Raw genomic sequence first — 20,152 nt, 5'->3', positions numbered from 1 at the left:
TACTTTCGATGTTATCGTTTTTTTTTGAAGCTTGCAGCTGTAATTAGTCACAGGTGGTTATTTGGCAATGAGGCACTGTTTTTGACTTTTTAATTTTGACTTTTTAATTTTTTACATGGAAATAGGACACATTATACCACATATAGAGGCGCTGATCTTTGCGAGTGATAAGCCGTTGACTGCTTTGGAAATTACCGAGCTGATCAACAACGCTTTTGGTTTCATGGAAGACAAGATCACACTGGACCAGATTGAGAGCTGTATTGAAGGTATTAAAGAGAAATATGACGCTGAGTTTTATCCGTTTGAAATTCGTGAAAGCGGCGGCGGTTTACAGTTTCTTACCAAAAAAGCTTACCACAAAACTGTGGGACAGTTAAATGGCGATAAATTTCTGAAACGCCTTAGTGCAGCTGCTTTGGAAACACTGTCAATCATCGCTTACAAGCAGCCAATCACAAAAGGGGAAATAGAATCCATTCGCGGTGTGAGCACTGATTACAGCATTCAAAAACTGCTGGAAAAAGAATTGATTATCATTTGCGGCCGTAGTGAAACATTGCCCGGCAAACCTTTGCTATACCAGACTTCTAAATCCTTCATGGATTATTTCGGTCTAAATTCTCCGGAAGATCTTCCAAAGATCAAGGAAGTATTGGCAGACCAGATTATGCCGACTGCGATTGTAAATGGACAAACGCAAGGTGAAGAAGACGACGAAGTAATTGTAGATACGCTTACTGAAACTGAAACCGAAATTGATGAAGAACTGGTATTTGAAGTAACAGAAGACGGTGAATTGGTAGAAAATCATATTTCTCAAAATCATACAGAAGAAGAAATTACTGATGTTTTGAATGAAGAAATGGAAATCAGTGAAACCGGAGACGAAGAAATTGCGGACATGGAAGAGGCTGATTTTACAGAAGAAGGTTCAGAGGAATCCTCTGACGAAAGCGATGCCGATGAAAATAACGATGACAAAGACGATTCACAAGACGAAGAAAGCACCGATGAAGAAGAAAAACAATAGTCTCTTTTGCATCCTTATAACAATTAGCAAACCCGTAGCGAAAGTTGCGGGTTTTGTTTATTCATCTTTTTCTAAAATTGTGTTGCCTTTTTTAGGCTAGTAAAACAGTTAAATAAATAGCAATTTTACGTTATCATGAATACAAACTCAACCGTATCCTTTTTTAGTCCGGACAATTATTTCATAGACGAAAAAGTAGGACTTTTCAAGTTTTCAAATGCCTACAAATTGTATAATGATCAAGGTGTTCAAATTGGAAACATCGTTCAAAATGTTCCTGGCTTTCACAAGGTATTGCGCCTCATTTTTAATAAGCAAATGATGCCGTTCATGCTGGATATTAAAGATATGAATGACAATGTACAGGTGACAATTCAACGCGGCTGGACATTTTGGATGTCTAAAATTTCAATATCTGATGCCAGTGGCAACCTTCTGGGCAAAGTGTCGCAAAAATTCAGATTTTTTAAACCAAATTTTGAAATATCCGACAGCGCAGAAAATACAATTGCCAGGATAACAGGAGACTGGAAAGCATGGAATTTTTCTATTGAAAATCCGTCCGGCAATTCAATTGGAAGTATCAACAAGAAATGGGCAGGAGCGATGAAAGAAATTTTCACAACAGCAGATAAATATCATGTGTCTATTGTGCCAGAGTATAAAGAAGATTTTAAGAAGGTGGCAATTCTTGCAAGTGCTATTACTATTGATATGGTGTTCAACGAATCAAAATAACTAAACATAAAAAGTAAAGCCATCCCGAAAGATGGCTTTACTTTTTATGTTTAAATTTCTACTCAGAACACATTACTCACAACCCAAAACTTCTCTATGCTTTCACTGCAGCTATACCTGGCAATTCTTTTCCTTCGAAATACTCAAGCATAGCACCACCGCCGGTAGATACGTAGCTAACTTTATCAGTAAAACCAAACTGGTTAACTGCTGCAACTGAATCACCACCACCTACAAGAGAGAACGCCCCTTTTTGTGTGGCCTCTGCAACGGCAGTAGCAATGGCTTTAGTACCGTGCTGGAATTTTTCCATTTCAAAAACGCCCATTGGTCCGTTCCACAAAATGGTTTTTGAATTTTTAATTACGTTGCTAAACTGTGCACATGCATTTTCTGCAATGTCAAGTCCCATCCAGCCTGCAGGAATATTATTGCTTGGTGATGCAGAAGTATCTGCATCGGCGGCAAATTTGTCTGCTATAACAGAATCAGAAGGCAGGTGAATGCAAACACCCTTTGCTTCTGCTTTCTTAAGTAGTTCCTTTGCCATCTCAAGTCTGTCATCTTCACAAAGAGAATTACCAATGTTGCCGCCTTGCGCCTTAAAGAAAGTGTATGCCATACCGCCGCCGATAATGATGTCAGTTGCTCTTTCCAATAAGTTTTCAATGATCAGTATTTTATCAGAAACTTTCGCGCCACCAATAATTGCGGTGAAAGGTTTTTGAGCGCTGTGCAGTACTTTTTCTGCACTGCTAACTTCACCTTCCATCAACAAACCGAACATCCTTTTTTCCTTAGGGAAAAACTTAGCAATAACTGCAGTTGAGGCGTGTGCGCGGTGAGCGGTACCGAATGCGTCGTTCACATAAACATCACCCAGTTTGCTTAGTTTCTCGGCAAATTTTTCATCGCCTTTTTCTTCTTCTTTGTAAAAACGAAGATTCTCAAGCAACAATACTTCACCTGATCTCAGCATATTGGCAGTCATGAAAGCTTGCTCGCCAATGCAATCATTCGCAAACAAAACAGTAGTGCCACCAAGCAATTCGCTCAGGTGCTTTACAAGATGTTTAAGCGAAGATTTGTCTTCAGGACCATCTTTCGGACGGCCGAGGTGGCTCATTAAAATAACGCTGCCACCGTCGCTCAATATTTTTTTTATAGTAGGAACTGCCGCACTCATGCGGGTGTCGTCTGTAATGGCTTGCGTTTGTTTGTCTAAAGGCACGTTGAAATCAACGCGGATCAAGGCTTTTTCACCTTTAAAGTTGTGTTCGGAGAATTGTGACATAAAGTAAAGTTAGGTTCGTTTCTGCAATAATAATTTAATTCCGTCGTAGTCGGCAGTAGAGATCAGTTGGTGTCCGGATTGTCGTAATTTATCATTTTGTCGTTCCGGTGCCGAAGCAAGTACATCGCTTCCATGGTAACATCTTTTCCACCCTGAAAGTTTGTGGCCAGCGTGCTTACTGTATAAATAGGACCCCACGGCAAACCCCACCAGCCAAATAGTAAAGACAACGCGGCAAAGCGAAAGCCTTTTATGTAGCGGCTTTGCCCCGGAGGGATATAATAGATGTCGGATCGTCGCTTAAATGTTATTACCAATGCAGAAATGCAGTAGTGGTACAATACAAAGCGACCGCCCTGATCAAGTTCATGCGAAATCTGATCCAGGCTGAGGTTGCCCAGGTTTTTTATTTGCATAGGTTAGACTCCTGGCGGAGTAATCGTTAGAGGTTAAATAGAAAAGCGGAACCAGGCCGGTTCCGCTTTTACAAATTTATTTGCTGATCAAACCAGCGAAGTGTTTTACTGTACGAACAAGCTGAGATACATAGCTCATTTCGTTGTCGTACCAGCTAACAACTTTTACTAATTGTTTGTCGCCTACAGTAACAACTTTAGTTTGAGTTGCATCAAACAAAGAACCGTAGTGGATACCGATGATATCAGTGCTTACGATTTCGTCTTCTGTATAACCGAAGCTTTCGTTGCTTGCAGCTTTCATTGTAGCATTAACTTCTTCCGCTGTAGTTTTCTTAGCAAGAATAGCTGTCAATTCTGTAACAGAACCAGTGATTGTTGGGACACGTTGTGCACCCCCGTCCAATTTACCTTTCAACTCAGGCAATACAAGGCCGATAGCTTTAGCGGCACCTGTAGAGTTAGGAACGATGTTCGCAGCAGCAGCTCTTGCACGGCGAAGGTCGCCTTTAGCGTGAGGAGCATCCAAAGTATTTTGGTCGTTAGTGTAAGCGTGGATAGTTGTCATGCTACCAACTTCGATAGTGAAAGCATCGTTTAATGCTTTAGCCATTGGAGCAAGACAGTTTGTGGTACAAGAAGCGCAAGAGATGATAGTTTCGCTACCATCAAGAATGTTGTGGTTTACGTTGAAAACAACAGTTTTCAAGTCGCCTGTTGCAGGAGCAGAAATTACTACTCTTTTTGCGCCGGCTTTAAGGTGAGAAGCAGCTTTATCCTTATCTGTAAAGAAACCAGTACTTTCGATAACAACATCTACATCGTGCTGGCCCCATGGAATTTGGGCAGGATCTTTTTGTGCGTATATTTTTACAGTTTCGCCGTTAACCAGGATAGCGTCGTCAGTTGCTTTAACATCAGCATCAAATCTTCCCTGCGCACTGTCGTATTTTAATAAATGTGCCAATACTTTCGGGCTGGTAAGATCATTAATAGCTACCACGTCAATTCCTTGCATGTTGTAAATCTGACGGTAAACCAATCTTCCTATTCTTCCGAAACCATTGATGGCAACTTTAACTGTGCTCATAACTTAAATGTCGTTTTAATGTTTTTGCAATAGCGCAAATGTTATTTTAATATTGGGCGTTGCGAAGTTACAAATCTGCAAAATTATTTGAGAGATATTTTTTTGTTATTAGGCAGAACCTGATTTTAATCACCGTTCTTTCAATATTTGTGAATGGTATTTGAAAATTTTCTAACCGTGGTTATGCGCTTTTAACAAGCGAAAACATTTATTTACAGATGATTGAAAAAATAATTTGAAAGTTTTTTAAGAAATTTTTGGTAGAAAGAAACACATGCTTATCTTTGCACTCCCTTAACGGAAACGCCGCGTTGGTCAATCGGTTAAGACGCATCCCTTTCACGGATGAATGACGGGTTCGATTCCCGTACGCGGTACAAAAGCTTCGAAGAAATTCGGAGCTTTTTTCGTTTAAACAAGTAGTCGCAATTTACTTACCTGACCTGATTTTTCGATTATGATACGAACTACAATAAGGCCAAACCAGCAAGTGATTTCTTTTCAAATCCCCCAGGACTATGTTGGGAAAGAAATAGAAATCATAGCGTTTGCAAAAGAGGAGGGAAAGCAACGTAGCGACGACATACAAAAGGAGCTTACATTTAATGCAATATCATTAGACACGAGAGGATTTAAATTTAACCGCGACGAAGCAAATGAGCGATAAAGTGTTTTGGATATCAACATTGTTGTTTATTCCTATTCCAACTCCGAACCAACAAAACTGCAAATTGCCCGCAAATATCTTGTTGGACGTCCATGTTTAAAAAATATTTCCGCAAGTATTAAGGGATGAGAAACATGCGTATATTTATGAGTTATGTGCAATACAGACGACCCTACGAGACAACCATAATGACAGTCAAAAATGAAATTTGAGTTAACAGATTTACACAAACAAATTACGGACTTAGAAATTATAAATGACTTGCGTCAGGTTGCAAATAATTTGGGTAAGACTTCTCTCAAAATTCGAGATTATGTAAAAAACAATGGAGCATTGTATTCTTATCAAACAGCAAAAAAGAGATTTGGAAATTGGGAAGCCGCATTAGCAAAAGCCGAACTTAAAACTGAAAATAGCATTCACGGAATTAAGTACGGAGAAACTTCTATAAATAGCGAATTGCTATTGGCTGACATAAAAAGAGTGGCAGAAGAATTAAATAATTCAAAAATCACACTGGCAGACTACGAAAAGTTTGGAAAGTATGGTGGCGCAACAATTCATAAAAGATTTGGTGGCTGGAATAAGGCGAAGCAAGCGGCAAACCTTGAAATAGGACGTATTTACAACACCACGACTGAACAGTATTTACAAAACATATTAGAGTTGTGGACACATTACGGAAGACAACCTAAATATGCAGAAGTAGTTTCACCATTTTCAAAATATCATGTAAGTTCTTATGAAAGAAAATTTGGAACGTGGCGTGCAGCTTTGGAACAGTTTATTGAATTTGTGAACTCTGACACAGAAAATTCAGAAGAACAAAATTTAATAGAAATTACAGGACAAGACGTTCCCAATGATGGTGCAAAACTGAATAAAGTAAAAGTAAAAAGGACACCTCGAAGTATCAATCTGCGGTTAAGATGGACAGTTCTTAAACGTGACAATTTCACTTGTAAAAAGTGTGGTTCTTCGCCAGCAAAAGATCAGACAATTGAATTGAACGTTGACCACATTATCCCATGGAGTAAAAACGGAGAAACTGTACTTGATAACTTAGAAACGTTGTGCACAAATTGCAACTTAGGTAAAAGCAACTTGTTATGACATACACACTAACAAGTACGGCACACAACAAAGCGGTTTGGCAAAAAACTGGCTGACAATTCGCAACTTCAACTTTTGTCGGCTACTCAGCAGTAGTAATCAGCTGGACTCTATACTTTGGCGACATCAATAACAATGAACTTTTAATTATAAATTTAGCAGCGGTTCGGGCTGACGGGAATGCTAATATCAGTTCTTCACCAAGCCCTGGACGTTAGCGGTAACTATATTCAACTTCAATATGATACAAACAGACAAGCAGACATTTGCTTTAAATAGTTTTTGCAAGGCATTTTCAATTATATTGACTATTGTAATTTATTGCAGTTGCAATTCACAATCAAGCGAAGATGCAATCAAATCGGTTGACACAAACCCTAAAGTAGCTCCAGAAAGCCTTCATTTTATTGCTCATATTGTTGAAAATAATAGTGATGGTACAAAATCAGAAATTGACACTTTAACCGGTTATCGAAAATATTTTTATGCAAATGGCAAATTGCAAATGGAAGGAAAGGTAACTAAAGCCAGTCCTAAAGATTACCGTGATGGTATTTGGAATTATTACAATGATGCAGGCCAACTAATGAAACAGGAAACATCTACACAAGAAGGAAAGGTCAATGAGTTGAATTTTATGTATTTCAAAAATGGTAAGCCATTAAGTAAGACATACCAATATTATGAAGGAAATTATAAAGACAGGGCTAACTTTAAATTTCATAAAATTGAGACACTTTTTTACACAAATGGGCAGGAGCTTTCAGAACGGCATTCGATAAATGGAAGCATCGTTGAAGAAAAATGCTGGGACAGCAAAGGAAATCCCAAACCGATTGAGTATTTAAAAACAATCAAATCAGTTGAGGCTAACGATTAGCTACCGCCAACATGGGGTTTTATGCAAGTTGGGCAGAACATTGTAACATTAGCTAATTGCAAATCCCATCTGTAGTTCGAGCTGGAGGAATAAATTTCAACTTTAGTTCTTAAATTCAACTTCATATTTTATCAGCAGTGGTTGTCGGCAGACGGAATACTTTTCCCAACTGTATAAAGCCCTGTTCGTTGTGTGCCATTTAAACAGAAATCATAAAATGAAAAAAATTCTAACAGTCATAATCACATTATTTTCATTGACAACTTTTGGGCAGAAGTACAGTGATTTAATGGGCAATAAAATGACTTTCGAGCAGTGGAATGAAGAAGCCAAAACTAACATACGTCTTTTGCCAAAGTATGGACATGTTGCTAAAACTGAAGGACAAAAAGCTGCCGATAAAGAATTTATTGAAACGACACTTAGACAATATCCAACAAATCGTAAAGCTTCGGACCATTTGATTGAATTAGGATTTAAGTATTTGTATAGTGACGTTAAAACAGCAATGTATCGTTTCAATCAAGCCTATCTTTTGGACTCAACAAATACTGACATTTATTGGGGTTATGGTGGTGTTTATATGGTATTCGGCGATTTTGAAAACGCTCAAAAACAATATTTGGAAGGGCTTGCTATTAATTCCAAAAACACACATTTGTTGACAGACTTTGGAGCTTATTTTATGTCACAATATTATGGACAGCAACCTTTAGATGAGAAAATGGCTTTGACATATTTAGATTCTGCAATAATCTACTTGACAAAATCTTTTCAATTGGACAAGACCGACCCAAATACAAGTTTTAAACTTTCAATTTGCTACTACCAAAAAAAGGACTGTACAAATGCGTGGAAATACTATAACGACTGTAAATCAGTTGGCGGGCAACCGATAACAGAAGACTATACAAAAGCGTTGACAGAACAATGCAAGACTAAATAAAAGGCACACAACAAAGCAGTTTGGCAAAAAACCGGCGCGATGGAACGCAACACCAACTTTTGCTTGGCACTCAGCTTTTGTTCTCAGTGCGACATTACAAATCTGGTGACATCAATGATAGTGAACTTTTATTTATAAATTTAAAGCTTCCCTACCTCAACACTCCCCAATCCAACACTCTTCTCGCATACTTTTTATCACGAATTATAAAAGTATATTCCGTTCCGCGATCGCCCATGCCCAGCATGTAGATGTAAATATTTTTCTTGTCTGGTGTAACGTAAACGGCATTGCGTGTTTTTTGGTCGCCCTCATTTGAAAAAGAAAAACTTGGATTGTAAATGTCCTTGTATGCAATGGATGGAATTGCTACGGTGTCCTTATCAATAATCACACTGATCGAATCAATGGTTGTTTGCGGCGTTACGCCATAGCATCCATAAAACGGACGGCCATCTATTTTCACCAAATGTTCCTCTACAGAATTTAGTTTATGTTTCGCAGCAACAAATCTTCCCGTTTGTATAAACACCGTAATCCCGTTTCCGGCATAAGTAACAGAATTGTCGTTCACATCTCGCAACGGAAGTTTAGGGAATGGTTTCCTATTAATGCTTTCTTCAATACCGGCCATTGTAAAAGTCGCTAAATCAGATTTGAGGTCTTTTTCTGCCATGCGGGCCCACTGGTCCTTTTTCTGACGAAAATCAGGATAGTCCAGGTCCTGCGCTTTTACGAATGTTGCGGCAACGAATAATGTGCCGGAGAGAATCAGTATTTTTTTCATGTGGTTCTTCATTCTATAAAAATAATCGAATAATTGATTATCAGAATAATAGAATAGTTAATTCTATCAGCCAAATTTTTCCGCATCTTCGTTGTCTCAGAGACATTTTCCCACTAGCTTAAACCTCTTCAAAATGAAATTGCCTGGCTTTTGTTTTGCAATTGCGGCTTGCTTCATGATATGCTGTTGTTTTTCCTACGGGCAACAGAAAAGTTCTCCCATGGCCTCAAAAATTTCGCCGGTCGATTCTTCTGATCTTGTCCATTTGCAAATGCGGGCATCTGGCACTTATTTGCTCTATGATCAGAATGACAACCCCTATCTGTATATCAACGTTGGGAGTGGTGAGCTCAAGGCCAATAGAAAGAGAGTGCCACTAAACATATCTCTTGTACTGGATCGCAGCGGTTCGATGGCCGGAGATAAGATCGACTACGCAAAGCAGGCGGCTATGTTTGTGGTGGACCAATTGAACAGCGATGACATTTTATCAATTGTGAACTACGACGATAAAGTGCAGGTGACAAGCGCGTCTCAGCCGGTGAAAAATAAGGAGATGTTGAAGGCTGCTATCGACCAGATTTGTGAAGGTGGGTCTACGAATTTATCCGGCGGGATGTTGCAAGGTTACTGGCAGGTAGAAAAAGCAAGGAAAGCTGGATATGTGAATCGTGTACTTCTGTTAACTGACGGTCTCGCGAATGTTGGCATTACTGACGCTATAGAATTGAAAAAATTGACTGATAGCAGATACAATGAAAAAGGCATTGCCCTTTCAACGTTTGGACTGGGATCCGATTACAATGAAGATCTGTTGACTTCGTTAGCAGAGACGGGACGGGCGAATTATTATTTCATTAAACAAGCAGACCAGATCCCCAATATTTTCGCCAGCGAGTTGAAAGGCTTGCTGAGTGTGGTTGCGCAAAATGCGACGCTATCGGTTGCCTTACCAGATGGTATTGTATGTGAAAAGGTGTACGGTTATCCATACGAAATTAAGAATAACAACATTCAAGTCAGGCTCAATGATATTTATGCCAGCGATGGGAAGGCTTTGCTGATAAAGCTAAAGCCTGTAATCCATCTCAAGGACGCTATTTCTTTTAGTTGTAACCTTACCTATACCGATGTAGAAACCTTTCGAGAAAGAAGCATGATTAAAAACGCGACGATTAATCTTACTAAAGAGAAAGAAAAAGTAGAAAAAAATAAGGACCCCTTGGTACAGGAAATTATCGCTGTATTTACTAATGCGGAAGAATTTGATGAAATACTTGCCGACGTTGATCGCGGCGGCTACGAGACTGCCAAAAAGAAAATAGACAGTACTTTAAAAAAGATCGGGATATTGAAGGATAAATACAATTCTGAAAAGCTCCAAAAGCAACAACTTCTTTTGGAAGACTACGCAAAACATCTCGATGGTATAAAAGCTATGAAACCTGAGGACGTAAGCCTTTATCAGAAATCAAACAAGTCGGCGAATTATGAGATGAAGAAGCTTAAAGCCAATAACTGAATTACTGAATGACTGAATGGTTTCATTTTGTAGTTCACGATAATGTTCAATCACTCAGTTAATCGGTTATTCAATTATTCTCCACGGCCCAGCCATCTCGTCAATGCCTCAGAAATGATGTGAAACTCTACCAGGAATCCATCGTGGCCGTAAGATGAATCAATTTCTATGTAAGTTGCGTTGGGCAAATGTTCGGCAATAAACTGTTGCTCCTTTGGTGGGCAGAGAATGTCGCTTGCTATTGCCATTACCAAAGTCCTTTGCGGAATATGCCTCAAAACTGATGCAAGATTACCACCGCGGCCGCGGGAAATATTGTGCGAGTCCATGCTTTTGGTAAGCGCCCAATAGCTTTGAGCAGAAAATCTTTTTACCAGTTTATCACCCTGATAGTTGATGTATGACGAGGCTTTGAAATTATCCAGTTTTTCGTGGTCGTGATCGGCTTGCTGATGAACCATCATATCGTAATTGCGGTAGGTTAGCATGCCAATGGCTCTGGCAGCTTTCAGGCCTTTTTCACCTGCGCCGATGCGTTTTTCTTTCCAGCTTTCGTCCGCCTCAATGGCCAGTCGCTGCGCGGTATGAATGGCAATTCCCCAGGCACTTTCGGCCGGAGAGGTTGTAATAAGGAAAATATTCTTGATCACTGCCGGTTCCATTACGCTCCATTCCAGCACCTGGTAGCCGCCCATGCTGCCGCCCATCAATAGGTGAACAGAGGAAATGCCCAAATGCTCCCTTAAAAGAATATGCGCTTTTACCATATCGCGAATGGTAATCAGCGGAAAATCGGCAAAATAAGATTGACCCGTCATCGGATTAATAGATTGAGGGCCGGTACTGCCATAGCAAGATCCCAGGATATTGGCGCAGACGATAAAATATTTATTGGGATCGATGGCTGAATTTTCGCCCACCACTCCCTGCCACCAGTCGGTAGCGTCACTATTGGCTGTAAGTGCATGGCAAACCCATACCACGTTACTTTTGCTGGCATTGAGGGTGCCATAAGTGTGGTATCCAATAGTCACTTCCGGCAGGCTATCACCGCTTTCAAGTTCAAAACTTTTTTTAATATGTAGCGTTTGCAACATTTAAAATCAAAATAATTAGGGTGCAAAGTAACGGCGTGTGATGTTACCTTTGCTAAAATTTTTTTTCTTTTAAAATTTCTTCGCCATGGTAAATATTGAGATAAACCTTTCTGAGCCCGGGTACGGCTTTGAAGCAACAGACAGCATGGGACATGTGGTAAAAATGGACACCAGTCCCGAAACAGGCGGTAATAACTATGGAGCCAGACCAATGCAGGTGCTTTTAATGGGGCTTGGCGGTTGTAGTGGCATTGATGTGGTAAGTATTTTAAAGAAACAGCGCCAGGAAATTACCCACTTTAAAATGTTCGTAGAAGCGGAAAGAGAAACCGGTAAAGAGCCTGCCCTTTGGAAAAGCGCCAAAATAGTGTTTGAACTGGGCGATTCAGTAGATGAAGACAAGGCTAAACGTGCCGCTCAATTGTCAATGGAAAAATATTGCTCCGTGGCTGAAACATTGCGTAGAGCGGGTTGTGAGATTACGTGGGAAGTGAGAATGGTTGAGATTAATTAATAATTAAGAATTAATATGGCTGAGTGCTTACTAGTATATGCCCTATTAATTCACCATCTCTCACGACCAGTTTTGAAGACTGCGCTATTAATTATTCTTTATTAATTATTAATTCGACAGTCCTGTTCTTGCAATTTATTTTGAAGGCAGTCCCGTTAATTATTCTATATTAATTATTAATTAAAAAAATGTCACATCATCCTATAACTAAAGTCATCCGTACACAAGTGCCACGCACTGATGAGATGGAGCATTCCTCGCCTTTATTTCTTACCAGTAGCTTTTGCTACGATGATGCAGAGGAGATGCGTGCAACATTCGCGGACGAAAACGACAATAATATTTACACGCGTTTCAGTAATCCCAATGTTCAGGAGTTTACTGACAGAATGGTAGCACTGGAAGGTACAGAAGCCGGCTTTGCAACAGCGAGTGGCATGAGCGCCATCTTTGCATCGTTCATGACCTTTTTAAAAAGCGGTGATCATTTAATTTCCTGCCGTGCCATTTTTGGAAGCACACATACGGTTATTACAAAATATTTAGCCAAATACGGAATTGAGTACACTTATGTAGAGGCAAGTGAAGTGGAAAGCTGGGAAGCGGCTGTAAAACCAAACACCAAAATGTTTTTCCTGGAAACGCCTACCAATCCTGCATTGGAAGTGATAGACCTGGAAGCGGCGGGTAAATTTACCAGAAAACATAAAATTTTACTGAACGTAGATAATTGTTTTGCTACGCCGATAGCGCAGCGTCCTATTGACTACGGTGCGGATATCATCGTGCATTCTGCTACCAAATGGCTCGATGGGCAGGGACGTGTACTTGGCGGCGTTGTATTGGGCAGAAAAGAATTGATTCACGAAGTGTACTTGTTTTGCCGAAGCACAGGGCCCTCAATGTCTCCGTTCAATGCATGGGTATTGAGTCGCAGCCTTGAAACCCTTGAGGTGCGCATGGAGCGCCACGCATCCAATGCATTGAAATTAGCAAAGGCGTTGGAGGGCCATGAGAAAATTAGTTCCGTTCGCTATCCATTTTTACATTCGCATCCTCAACACGGGATTGCAACGAGACAAATGACCAACGGCGGCGGCATCGTATGTTTTGAATTAAAAGGTGGTTTGGAAGCAGGCCGCAATTTCCTGGATGCATTGCAAATGTTGACGCTTACTGCTAACCTTGGGGACACCAGAAGCATCGCTTCGCATCCTGCAAGTACAACGCATGCTAAACTTACACATGAGGAGCGTGAAAAAGTCGGCATCACGCCGGGACTTATTCGCATTTCTGTTGGGTTGGAAAATATCAGCGATATCTTAAACGATATTTTACAGGCGATAGATAAGAGCTAAGAAAGGGTTTGAGTTAATGTGTTGTGAGTTCTGAGTAGAGCGATAAGCCGGAAACTCCTGTATAAAAATTGTGTATTTTGATTTGGTCCCCTCGTGTGGGGACCTTTCTTCTTCCAAAAAGTCAGTCAGGTTAATGTTTTTTCATCTCAGCATCAATTTTTCAAAAAATATTATTGCTCGTCTGCATAATTCCTTATTTTACCGATACTTTGTACTTTGCAAAGTGCCTGGACCTAATTTTATGAAAACTGTTAATTCGTAACAGGACACTACCATTTGATGGCTTTTCCTTCCTAAGACCTACCTTATTGCTAAATGGCTTGTTAACCGGTTCCGCGAATGGGAATCTGTTTGTATTATTGGATAATTGCTTGAACACCGTACTTGGTCATGAAGAAAATATGTCTCTTTACTCTACTAATATTAGGCTTTTGGGGAACAAAGGCGCAGGACTTTTCAAATAAAGGAAAAGATTTCTGGATCGGCTATGGAAACCACGTAAAAATGTTTGCCACTAATGCCGGTCAGCAGGAGCAGATGGCCCTCTATATTACGTCTGATGTAAATACAACAGGGACGGTTGCTATCAGTGGAATTTTTAGTCAAAACTTTAATGTAACTGCCAATCAGATAACTGAGATCGCTATTCCGCAGTCTGCACGGCTGTTGAATGATGGTCTTTCGAATTATGGCATCCATGTTACCGCCGCAAAAGGAGTGGTGGTGTATGCTCACATATACGCTTCGGCTGTATCGGGTGCTACTGTTTGTTTACCCACCAACACGTTGGGAAAAGAATATTACTCTATCAACTACACGCAAAAGAGTAACGAGCAGCCTGCCTATTCTTATTTTTTTGTAATCGCTACTGAAGACAATACGACTGTTCAAATTACACCGTCGCAAACAACCAGAGGCGGCTGGGCCGCAGGGTCTTTAAATACTGTAACATTAAATACGGGACAGGTTTACCAGGTTCTTGCTGACCAGGATCTTACAGGTTCGACGATTAAATCTATTGCGAGTGGAACAGGTAGTTGTAAGCGCATCGCCGTCTACAGCGGAAGCGGAAAGGTTTATATAAGCACGCCGGAAAACCAGGGATGTAACACTGCGGACAACTTGTATCAACAAATGTATCCAACGAACACATGGGGCAAAAAATATATTACGGTGCCCCAGAGCGGAAGGCCGCTTAATATTTACCGCGTTGTAAAATCAGATCCTGCTGCCCAGGTGTATGTGAATGGAACTGCAGTACCGGCGAGCAGTTTTGTTAACAATTTATATTACGAGTTCTACGATAAGACAACTAACATTATTGAGTCTGATATGCCCATCATGGTGGCGCAATATTTTCCTACTCAGTCTTGTTCAGGTGGCGGTACCGGAACATTGGGAACTTACAACGATCCTGAAATGATTTTTATAAACCCTGTTGAGCAAACTATTAAACAGGTCACTTTAAGTTCTACAGGGCATTATTTGATCAAGGAGCATTATATAAACATTGCGGTTAAAAATGAAGGAAATGCTTTAAGCAGTATGCGTTTGGATGGTAGCCCCATAGCCAGTTATTTCAGTGCTTTGCCGCAGGATCCAAAATATTCTTATGCGCAAATTTCTGTTGGTCAAGGCACGCATAACCTTGATTGCGATTCGGGCTTTAATGCCATAGCCTATGGCATGGGTGACCATGAAACCTACGGTTATTCTGCAGGCACCAATCTGATTGATCTTTACCAATACATAACAATCAAGAATACATATGCATCTGTAAATTTTCCGGCAGCGTGTAAAGATGCGCCGTTTCAATTTTACAATGTTTTCCCATATCAACCGCTGAGCTTAAAATACCAGTTCAATGGCTTGTTTAATGATACAACCATCAATAGCCCTGTGTATGATTCTACATGGACTGTTGGTGCAAAAACGCTGTATCGTTATAAGATCGACAGATATTACACGGTGCATACGCCGGCCACCTATCCCATCTCTGTTATAGTAAACAATCCCACGGTTACAAACGGTTGTACAGGTGAGCAGGAAATTGATTATGATCTGGAAGTTTTCGACAAACCCAAGGCTGATTTTTCATACAACTTCAGCGGTTGCTTTAAAGACATGGTAAGCTTTAAGGAAATTGCAGATCCAAATAATTCCCGGCAATCCATATTGCTGCAATGGGATATGGGTCATGGAAAAATTATCGACACTGCCGGCCCAAAATATGTTTTTAAAGGAATTGGAGATTCTATAGTTAAATATTCTTACATCACCGATATCGGATGTTTGTCTGATACAGCAGTGAAAACAATTTCGGTAAACCCTTTACCGGTTGCCCAATTTAGCACATCGCAACCTGCGTGTGAAACGAAGATGATGACCTTTACGAATCTATCGTCTGTAGCAAAGGGAAATATAACCAAATGGCATTGGAGTTTTGGAGATGGTACGGACAGCTTGTTTGTACAAAGCCCTACACATATTTATGCGAAACAGGGCGCCTATAATGTATCGTTGCTTGTTGAGTCAGACAGTGGCTGCAGGAGCAGTGTTCAAGTGCTTCCTGTAACTGTCAACTATCAACCGCTGGCAAATTTTGGCGTTCCCAGAACCTGTATTAACGATGGCCTGGCAACCTTTACAGATTCTTCTTCCGTGGGAGATAATTCTACACTAACCTACAAATGGGACCTGAACTATGGCACATCGCCAACAGGAACATATCCTACAAATGCAAATCCCCAGTGGCACTATACCGCAATTGGAAATTACCAGGCAAGGCTCACCGTCACATCAGCCAAAGGTTGTACGTCTGACACCATCAAAAATTTTACTATAAATGGTGCCGTAAAGCAGGCAAAGTTTTCTCTTAACAATACCAATCTTTGTAGTAATACAGCCCTTGATATCAGCAATACCACGCAGATTGCTTTTGGTAATATAGTAAGGCTTGAAATCTGGTGGGATTATAATAATGATCAATCAGATAAAACGACTGACGATAATCCTTATTACGGTAAAAAATACACGCATTTGTATAAAAGCTTTACGTCTGCAAATGGTACAAAATCATTTGCGGTGCATTATAAGGCATACTCGGGAATAAGTTGCTTTGATGAGTTTGATACAACCATTACATTAAAGCAAACGCCATTGCTAACATATGATTCATTATCTCCAATGTGCCAGGAGGCCGCGCCAATTGTACTAACAGCGGCATCTAATACCGATGGGTTTAGCGGCACAGGAATATATACAGGAGCCGGAATTGTTTCAGGAAAAACATTTGATCCCCGCAGGGCGGGAGTGGGCAAGTTTCCAATTAAATTCACATTTACGGCCACTTATGGATGTAGCGCAGATTCGATTCGTTTTATAACCGTTAATCCTACGCCTGTTTTAAACCTGCAGTCAAACATTACATCGCTTGAGGGCGGCACTACACTTTTGCCCGCCGTAGCAGCAGGAAATAATTTGTCATACAGCTGGACACCTCCCACAGCAATGGATAATAGTCATTTGCTTACGCCAACTATTTCACCGTCTAATGATATAGTATATACGCTTGTTGCAACTTCTGCCGATGGCTGTACCGCAAGCGCAGAAATAAATGTAAAAGTGTTGAAGTATGTGAAAGTGCCCAATGCGTTTTCTCCAAACGGTGATGGCATTCATGATACATGGATCATTACCTCATTGTCTGATTATCCTGGTTGTGAAGTGGAGGTATACAATCGCTACGGTCAATTGGTGTATCGTTCGGTTGGCTATGGTACTCCATGGGATGGAACGTACAATGGAGGCAAATTGCCCGTGGGAACCTATTATTGGGTGATAAAACCCCACAATGGAAGACAGCCGATAAGCGGGTATGTGGCGATTATTATGTAATTGAGAATTGAGAATTGAAAGTTGAAAATGGTTTGGGCGAATTGTATTTGCCCACGATAAAATAACTGAGGGGTTGAAAATCGAAATGCATTTCGAAATTTCAACCCTTCGGTTATTCAGTTAATCAGTTATCCAGTCTTATCCCAGCCCTACCTCATAATGCATTTCCGGAATCTCTATATCCAGAAATCCTTTTTTTATCAGTCTTTGTTTGAAATGTTGTTGTACATCATATTCACCGTGAACGATGAATAATTTTTTCACCTGCCTGGCATCCTGGCATGCAAGGAACTGTGAAAGATCTTCATAGTCGCCATGTGCACTCATGCTTTTTACAGCGCCGATCTCAGCATGTACTTCGTGTTCCACACCAAAAATGGAAACCTCTTTTTTGCCGGCTAATAATCGACCGCCTAATGAGTTTGGTTCGCAATAACCTGTCATTAAAATCGTGTTGCGGCTATTCTCAATGTTATTGCTGATGTGGTGCTTCACCCTTCCTGCATCGGCCATGCCGCTTGCCGAAATGATAACGCAAGGATCTTTACGGAAGTTAAGTTGCTTTGATTCTTCAACTGATTTAATATATTTTAATCCTTTGAAACCAAATGGATCATTATCCGTTTTCAACAAATCCTGTATTGTTTTATTGAAATAGCGGGAATAGCGTTTCACCACTTCTGTTGCTTCAATGCTTAACGGACTATCAACGTAGTAGTCCAGATCGGGAAGGCGCCTTTCTATTTCAAGCTGGTTAAGATAATAAAGAATCTCCTGTGTACGACCAACACTGAACGCAGGCATGATCAGTTTGCCTTTTTTCTGCAGACATGTTCTTTCGATCCAATGTAGCAATTGATCAGGCGTAGTGATTTCCATATCGTGCAAACTATTGCCGTACGTGGATTCTATGATCATATAGTCTGTTTGGGGGAAGTCCTCCGGTGACCGCAGGATCGCATCGCGATATCTTCCTACGTCGCCGCTAAAAGAAAGACGGCTGCTTTTGCCATTCTCCTGTATGCGCAAATGCACGGCAGCGCTGCCTATGATGTGACCGGCATCTGTATACATCACTTCAACATCTTCATCAATGCGGAACCATTGATCATAATCTACTTCATTAAAATACTTGAAACTGTTCTTTGCATCCTCTATTGTATACAGCGGCTGTAAATAAGGCGCACCTTGCGATGCACGCACTTTGTTTGCATACTTTACATCATCCTCCTGGATCTCGCCCGAATCAAGTAATAGCACTTGCGACAATTCTCTTGTCGCAGGTGTGCAGAAAATTTTTCCGCGAAAACCGTCTTTAACAAGCTTTGGAATCAGGCCGCTGTGATCGATGTGGGCATGAGAAAGAATTAAGTAATTTACCTCCGCAGGATCGAAGCCCCATGTGCGGTTGAGCGCATCTGTCTGATTGCCCATACCCTGAAACATACCGCAATCCAGCAAATATTTTTTCCCGTTCTTAAGTGTCAATAAATGTTTAGAACCCGTAACTGTTCTGGCCGCGCCGTGGAATGCTATTTTCATAAAAGCAAATTTTTAATAGTAAAAAAGTGAAAAATCAAAGTCAACAGTTGCATCCTTTTTGAATTTTTACTTTTGCATTTTGACTTTAAATCCCCATGTAATATAAAACTCCGCAACTACTTCTCCGGCTTCATTTACGCCTGTTGATTTCACCTTCAATGTTTCTCCTTCACCAGATTGTTTTGCTTTGGCAACAATGTTTTTAATTGCTTCACCGTCATTGCAAGTGAAGGTCGTTATGCCGGTTGCCTTTTTTGTAAAACTCGCTTCCATGTTTCTTACCAACATAGAAACAGCAGGATCAGATTGATAACAATGTGCCATTGCCAATACACCTGTGCTCAGTTCTCCAGCCATGCTGAGGCAGGCAAAATAGGTTGACCTGAACGGATTTTTTGAAAACCATTTGAAAGGAACCGTAACCATGCAAGATGCTTCATCCGCGTGCTTTACACGAACACCGCTGAAATAAGCAGCGGGTAAATTCGATAAAAGAAAAAGCCTGTACTTAAACGAATTGTTTACGAGTTGGAGAAACTTATTTTCATTTGGCATAGGCAAGTTGTGAGTTATGAGTTCCAGTTTTTGAGTATGCTTTCTCGCTAATATTTGTATTGATTCGGATCGAGAGCTTTTACATTCCAGTTTTGAAGAAACTCCATCACTTTCGTTTTATTGTAGGAGTGTCCCTGCTCAAGGTACTCCGAATTTTGCGTATTTAGGCGCTCCCCATTTTCAGCCAAAATTACAAACACCGGGAAACCGAATCGTTGCGGATAGCCCAGTTTTTCCAGCATTTGACTGTTTTTATTTTCCTTGCTGTAGTTTAAATGATATACGACATAGTCTGCTTTGATAAGTGAATCTATCTGCGCATCCGTTGTAGTGAACTTGTAAAATCTAGCGCACCAAACGCACCAGTTACCACCTATTTGTACGAATACGTGTTTCTTTTCTTCTTTAGCCTGCTTGATGGCTTTGTTCAAAGCAAGCACTGCATTTTCAGATGGTTTGTAGATATTGAAAGTCGAATCCTGGGCAAAGGCAAATGATGAACCTAAAAGACAAATAATGATAATAAAGGTAAGTCGTTTCATACCTCCTAAGTTAAAATAAGAACGCGAAGGGAACGCAGATTATCAAGATTTTCTGATTTATTATGATTTGAAATTAAAGGGAGCAACTGTCTGTTAACCTTAAACCTCAAATCAAAAAATCATAACAAATCTGGACGATCATGACAATCTGCCTGCCCGAC

At 40.4% G+C, this 20,152-nt stretch carries 18 protein-coding genes and 1 tRNA gene; 11 read left to right on the top strand and 8 right to left on the bottom strand.

All coding sequences use genetic code 11. From position 1 onward, the window contains the following. Positions 1 to 115: 115 nt before the first annotated feature. Positions 116 to 1,033, top strand: a complete 918-nt coding sequence (scpB, locus tag QJ048_RS00835; RefSeq protein ID WP_282332409.1) for an SMC-Scp complex subunit ScpB — start codon at positions 116 to 118, stop codon at positions 1,031 to 1,033. A 135-nt stretch (positions 1,034 to 1,168) separates the two neighbouring features. Next, entirely contained in the window at positions 1,169 to 1,771 is a 603-nt protein-coding gene (locus QJ048_RS00830; protein WP_282332408.1) for an LURP-one-related/scramblase family protein, read from the top strand. Positions 1,772 to 1,865: 94 nt separating this feature from the next. On the opposite strand, the gene QJ048_RS00825 is transcribed toward QJ048_RS00830, so the two are convergent. From QJ048_RS00825 to gap, 3 genes are all read right to left on the bottom strand, one after another. After that, positions 1,866 to 3,065 carry a phosphoglycerate kinase gene (locus QJ048_RS00825; RefSeq protein ID WP_282332407.1) on the bottom strand — a complete coding sequence of 400 codons (1,200 nt, stop codon included), beginning with the start codon at positions 3,063 to 3,065 and terminating at the stop codon, positions 1,866 to 1,868. A gap of 62 nt (positions 3,066 to 3,127) precedes the next feature. After that, positions 3,128 to 3,481: a hypothetical protein gene (locus tag QJ048_RS00820; RefSeq protein WP_282332406.1), complete on the bottom strand. Its 354-nt coding sequence runs from the start codon at positions 3,479 to 3,481 to the stop codon at positions 3,128 to 3,130. Positions 3,482 to 3,557: 76 nt separating this feature from the next. After that, complete coding sequence (gap, locus tag QJ048_RS00815; protein ID WP_282332405.1) at positions 3,558 to 4,571, bottom strand: type I glyceraldehyde-3-phosphate dehydrogenase; 1,014 nt, start codon at positions 4,569 to 4,571, stop codon at positions 3,558 to 3,560. Positions 4,572 to 4,876: 305 nt separating this feature from the next. Between gap and QJ048_RS00810 the strand changes: the two genes are divergently transcribed. From QJ048_RS00810 to QJ048_RS00790, 5 genes are all read left to right on the top strand, one after another. Further along, positions 4,877 to 4,948 (top strand) — tRNA-Glu (locus tag QJ048_RS00810). An 80-nt stretch (positions 4,949 to 5,028) separates the two neighbouring features. Next, positions 5,029 to 5,238 (top strand): hypothetical protein, encoded by a 210-nt coding sequence (locus tag QJ048_RS00805; protein WP_282332404.1) that lies wholly within the window; start codon positions 5,029 to 5,031, stop codon positions 5,236 to 5,238. A gap of 201 nt (positions 5,239 to 5,439) precedes the next feature. Next, positions 5,440 to 6,351 carry a homing endonuclease associated repeat-containing protein gene (locus QJ048_RS00800; RefSeq protein WP_282332403.1) on the top strand — a complete coding sequence of 304 codons (912 nt, stop codon included), beginning with the start codon at positions 5,440 to 5,442 and terminating at the stop codon, positions 6,349 to 6,351. 241 nt (positions 6,352 to 6,592) lie between these two features. Beyond that, positions 6,593 to 7,231, top strand: coding sequence for a toxin-antitoxin system YwqK family antitoxin (locus QJ048_RS00795; RefSeq protein WP_282332402.1), 639 nt, complete (start codon positions 6,593 to 6,595; stop codon positions 7,229 to 7,231). 217 nt (positions 7,232 to 7,448) lie between these two features. Continuing rightward, entirely contained in the window at positions 7,449 to 8,177 is a 729-nt protein-coding gene (locus tag QJ048_RS00790) for a tetratricopeptide repeat protein (protein WP_282332401.1), read from the top strand. A gap of 151 nt (positions 8,178 to 8,328) precedes the next feature. Here the strand turns inward: QJ048_RS00790 and QJ048_RS00785 are convergent, their stop codons facing one another. Next, on the bottom strand, positions 8,329 to 8,964 hold the full coding sequence (locus tag QJ048_RS00785) for a hypothetical protein (RefSeq protein WP_282332400.1): 636 nt from the start codon (positions 8,962 to 8,964) through the stop codon (positions 8,329 to 8,331). A 220-nt stretch (positions 8,965 to 9,184) separates the two neighbouring features. Between QJ048_RS00785 and QJ048_RS00780 the strand changes: the two genes are divergently transcribed. Next, entirely contained in the window at positions 9,185 to 10,486 is a 1,302-nt protein-coding gene (locus QJ048_RS00780) for a vWA domain-containing protein (RefSeq protein WP_282332399.1), read from the top strand. A 74-nt stretch (positions 10,487 to 10,560) separates the two neighbouring features. Here QJ048_RS00780 and metX read toward each other — a convergent pair whose 3' ends face one another. After that, positions 10,561 to 11,583 carry a homoserine O-acetyltransferase MetX gene (metX, locus tag QJ048_RS00775; protein ID WP_282332398.1) on the bottom strand — a complete coding sequence of 341 codons (1,023 nt, stop codon included), beginning with the start codon at positions 11,581 to 11,583 and terminating at the stop codon, positions 10,561 to 10,563. 85 nt (positions 11,584 to 11,668) lie between these two features. On the opposite strand from metX, the gene QJ048_RS00770 reads away from it, so the two are divergent. From QJ048_RS00770 to QJ048_RS00760, 3 genes are all read left to right on the top strand, one after another. After that, on the top strand, positions 11,669 to 12,097 hold the full coding sequence (locus QJ048_RS00770) for an OsmC family protein (protein WP_282332397.1): 429 nt from the start codon (positions 11,669 to 11,671) through the stop codon (positions 12,095 to 12,097). A gap of 188 nt (positions 12,098 to 12,285) precedes the next feature. Next, positions 12,286 to 13,455 carry an O-succinylhomoserine sulfhydrylase gene (locus QJ048_RS00765; protein WP_282332396.1) on the top strand — a complete coding sequence of 390 codons (1,170 nt, stop codon included), beginning with the start codon at positions 12,286 to 12,288 and terminating at the stop codon, positions 13,453 to 13,455. Between the two features lie 390 nt (positions 13,456 to 13,845). Continuing rightward, entirely contained in the window at positions 13,846 to 17,352 is a 3,507-nt protein-coding gene (locus tag QJ048_RS00760; RefSeq protein ID WP_282332395.1) for a PKD domain-containing protein, read from the top strand. Positions 17,353 to 17,490: 138 nt separating this feature from the next. Here the strand turns inward: QJ048_RS00760 and QJ048_RS00755 are convergent, their stop codons facing one another. The 3 genes from QJ048_RS00755 to QJ048_RS00745 form a co-directional block, all read right to left on the bottom strand. Then, on the bottom strand, positions 17,491 to 18,894 hold the full coding sequence (locus QJ048_RS00755; protein WP_282332394.1) for an MBL fold metallo-hydrolase: 1,404 nt from the start codon (positions 18,892 to 18,894) through the stop codon (positions 17,491 to 17,493). 66 nt (positions 18,895 to 18,960) lie between these two features. After that, positions 18,961 to 19,449: a DUF4442 domain-containing protein gene (locus QJ048_RS00750; protein WP_282332393.1), complete on the bottom strand. Its 489-nt coding sequence runs from the start codon at positions 19,447 to 19,449 to the stop codon at positions 18,961 to 18,963. Between the two features lie 47 nt (positions 19,450 to 19,496). Further along, the gene (locus QJ048_RS00745; protein ID WP_282332392.1) at positions 19,497 to 19,991 is read right to left on the bottom strand and encodes a thioredoxin family protein; all 495 of its coding nucleotides are present in this window, start codon (positions 19,989 to 19,991) and stop codon (positions 19,497 to 19,499) included. Between the last annotated feature and the right edge of the window lie 161 nt (positions 19,992 to 20,152).

The sequence above is a fragment of the Pinibacter soli genome (assembly GCF_029961145.1).
Classification (GTDB): domain Bacteria; phylum Bacteroidota; class Bacteroidia; order Chitinophagales; family Chitinophagaceae; genus Pinibacter; species Pinibacter soli.
The sequence above is the reverse complement of the archived record's forward strand: the minus strand, read 5'-3'. Positions and strand labels throughout refer to the sequence as shown.

Coding starts and splice junctions, on each gene's coding strand:
- scpB (WP_282332409.1), top strand. CDS start 116: ATGGAAATAGGACACATTATACCACATATAGAGGCGCTGATCTTTGCG.
- QJ048_RS00830 (WP_282332408.1), top strand. CDS start 1,169: ATGAATACAAACTCAACCGTATCCTTTTTTAGTCCGGACAATTATTTC.
- QJ048_RS00825 (WP_282332407.1), bottom strand. CDS start 3,065: ATGTCACAATTCTCCGAACACAACTTTAAAGGTGAAAAAGCCTTGATC.
- QJ048_RS00820 (WP_282332406.1), bottom strand. CDS start 3,481: ATGCAAATAAAAAACCTGGGCAACCTCAGCCTGGATCAGATTTCGCAT.
- gap (WP_282332405.1), bottom strand. CDS start 4,571: ATGAGCACAGTTAAAGTTGCCATCAATGGTTTCGGAAGAATAGGAAGA.
- QJ048_RS00805 (WP_282332404.1), top strand. CDS start 5,029: ATGATACGAACTACAATAAGGCCAAACCAGCAAGTGATTTCTTTTCAA.
- QJ048_RS00800 (WP_282332403.1), top strand. CDS start 5,440: ATGAAATTTGAGTTAACAGATTTACACAAACAAATTACGGACTTAGAA.
- QJ048_RS00795 (WP_282332402.1), top strand. CDS start 6,593: ATGATACAAACAGACAAGCAGACATTTGCTTTAAATAGTTTTTGCAAG.
- QJ048_RS00790 (WP_282332401.1), top strand. CDS start 7,449: ATGAAAAAAATTCTAACAGTCATAATCACATTATTTTCATTGACAACT.
- QJ048_RS00785 (WP_282332400.1), bottom strand. CDS start 8,964: ATGAAAAAAATACTGATTCTCTCCGGCACATTATTCGTTGCCGCAACA.
- QJ048_RS00780 (WP_282332399.1), top strand. CDS start 9,185: ATGGCCTCAAAAATTTCGCCGGTCGATTCTTCTGATCTTGTCCATTTG.
- metX (WP_282332398.1), bottom strand. CDS start 11,583: ATGTTGCAAACGCTACATATTAAAAAAAGTTTTGAACTTGAAAGCGGT.
- QJ048_RS00770 (WP_282332397.1), top strand. CDS start 11,669: ATGGTAAATATTGAGATAAACCTTTCTGAGCCCGGGTACGGCTTTGAA.
- QJ048_RS00765 (WP_282332396.1), top strand. CDS start 12,286: ATGTCACATCATCCTATAACTAAAGTCATCCGTACACAAGTGCCACGC.
- QJ048_RS00760 (WP_282332395.1), top strand. CDS start 13,846: ATGAAGAAAATATGTCTCTTTACTCTACTAATATTAGGCTTTTGGGGA.
- QJ048_RS00755 (WP_282332394.1), bottom strand. CDS start 18,894: ATGAAAATAGCATTCCACGGCGCGGCCAGAACAGTTACGGGTTCTAAA.
- QJ048_RS00750 (WP_282332393.1), bottom strand. CDS start 19,449: ATGCCAAATGAAAATAAGTTTCTCCAACTCGTAAACAATTCGTTTAAG.
- QJ048_RS00745 (WP_282332392.1), bottom strand. CDS start 19,991: ATGAAACGACTTACCTTTATTATCATTATTTGTCTTTTAGGTTCATCA.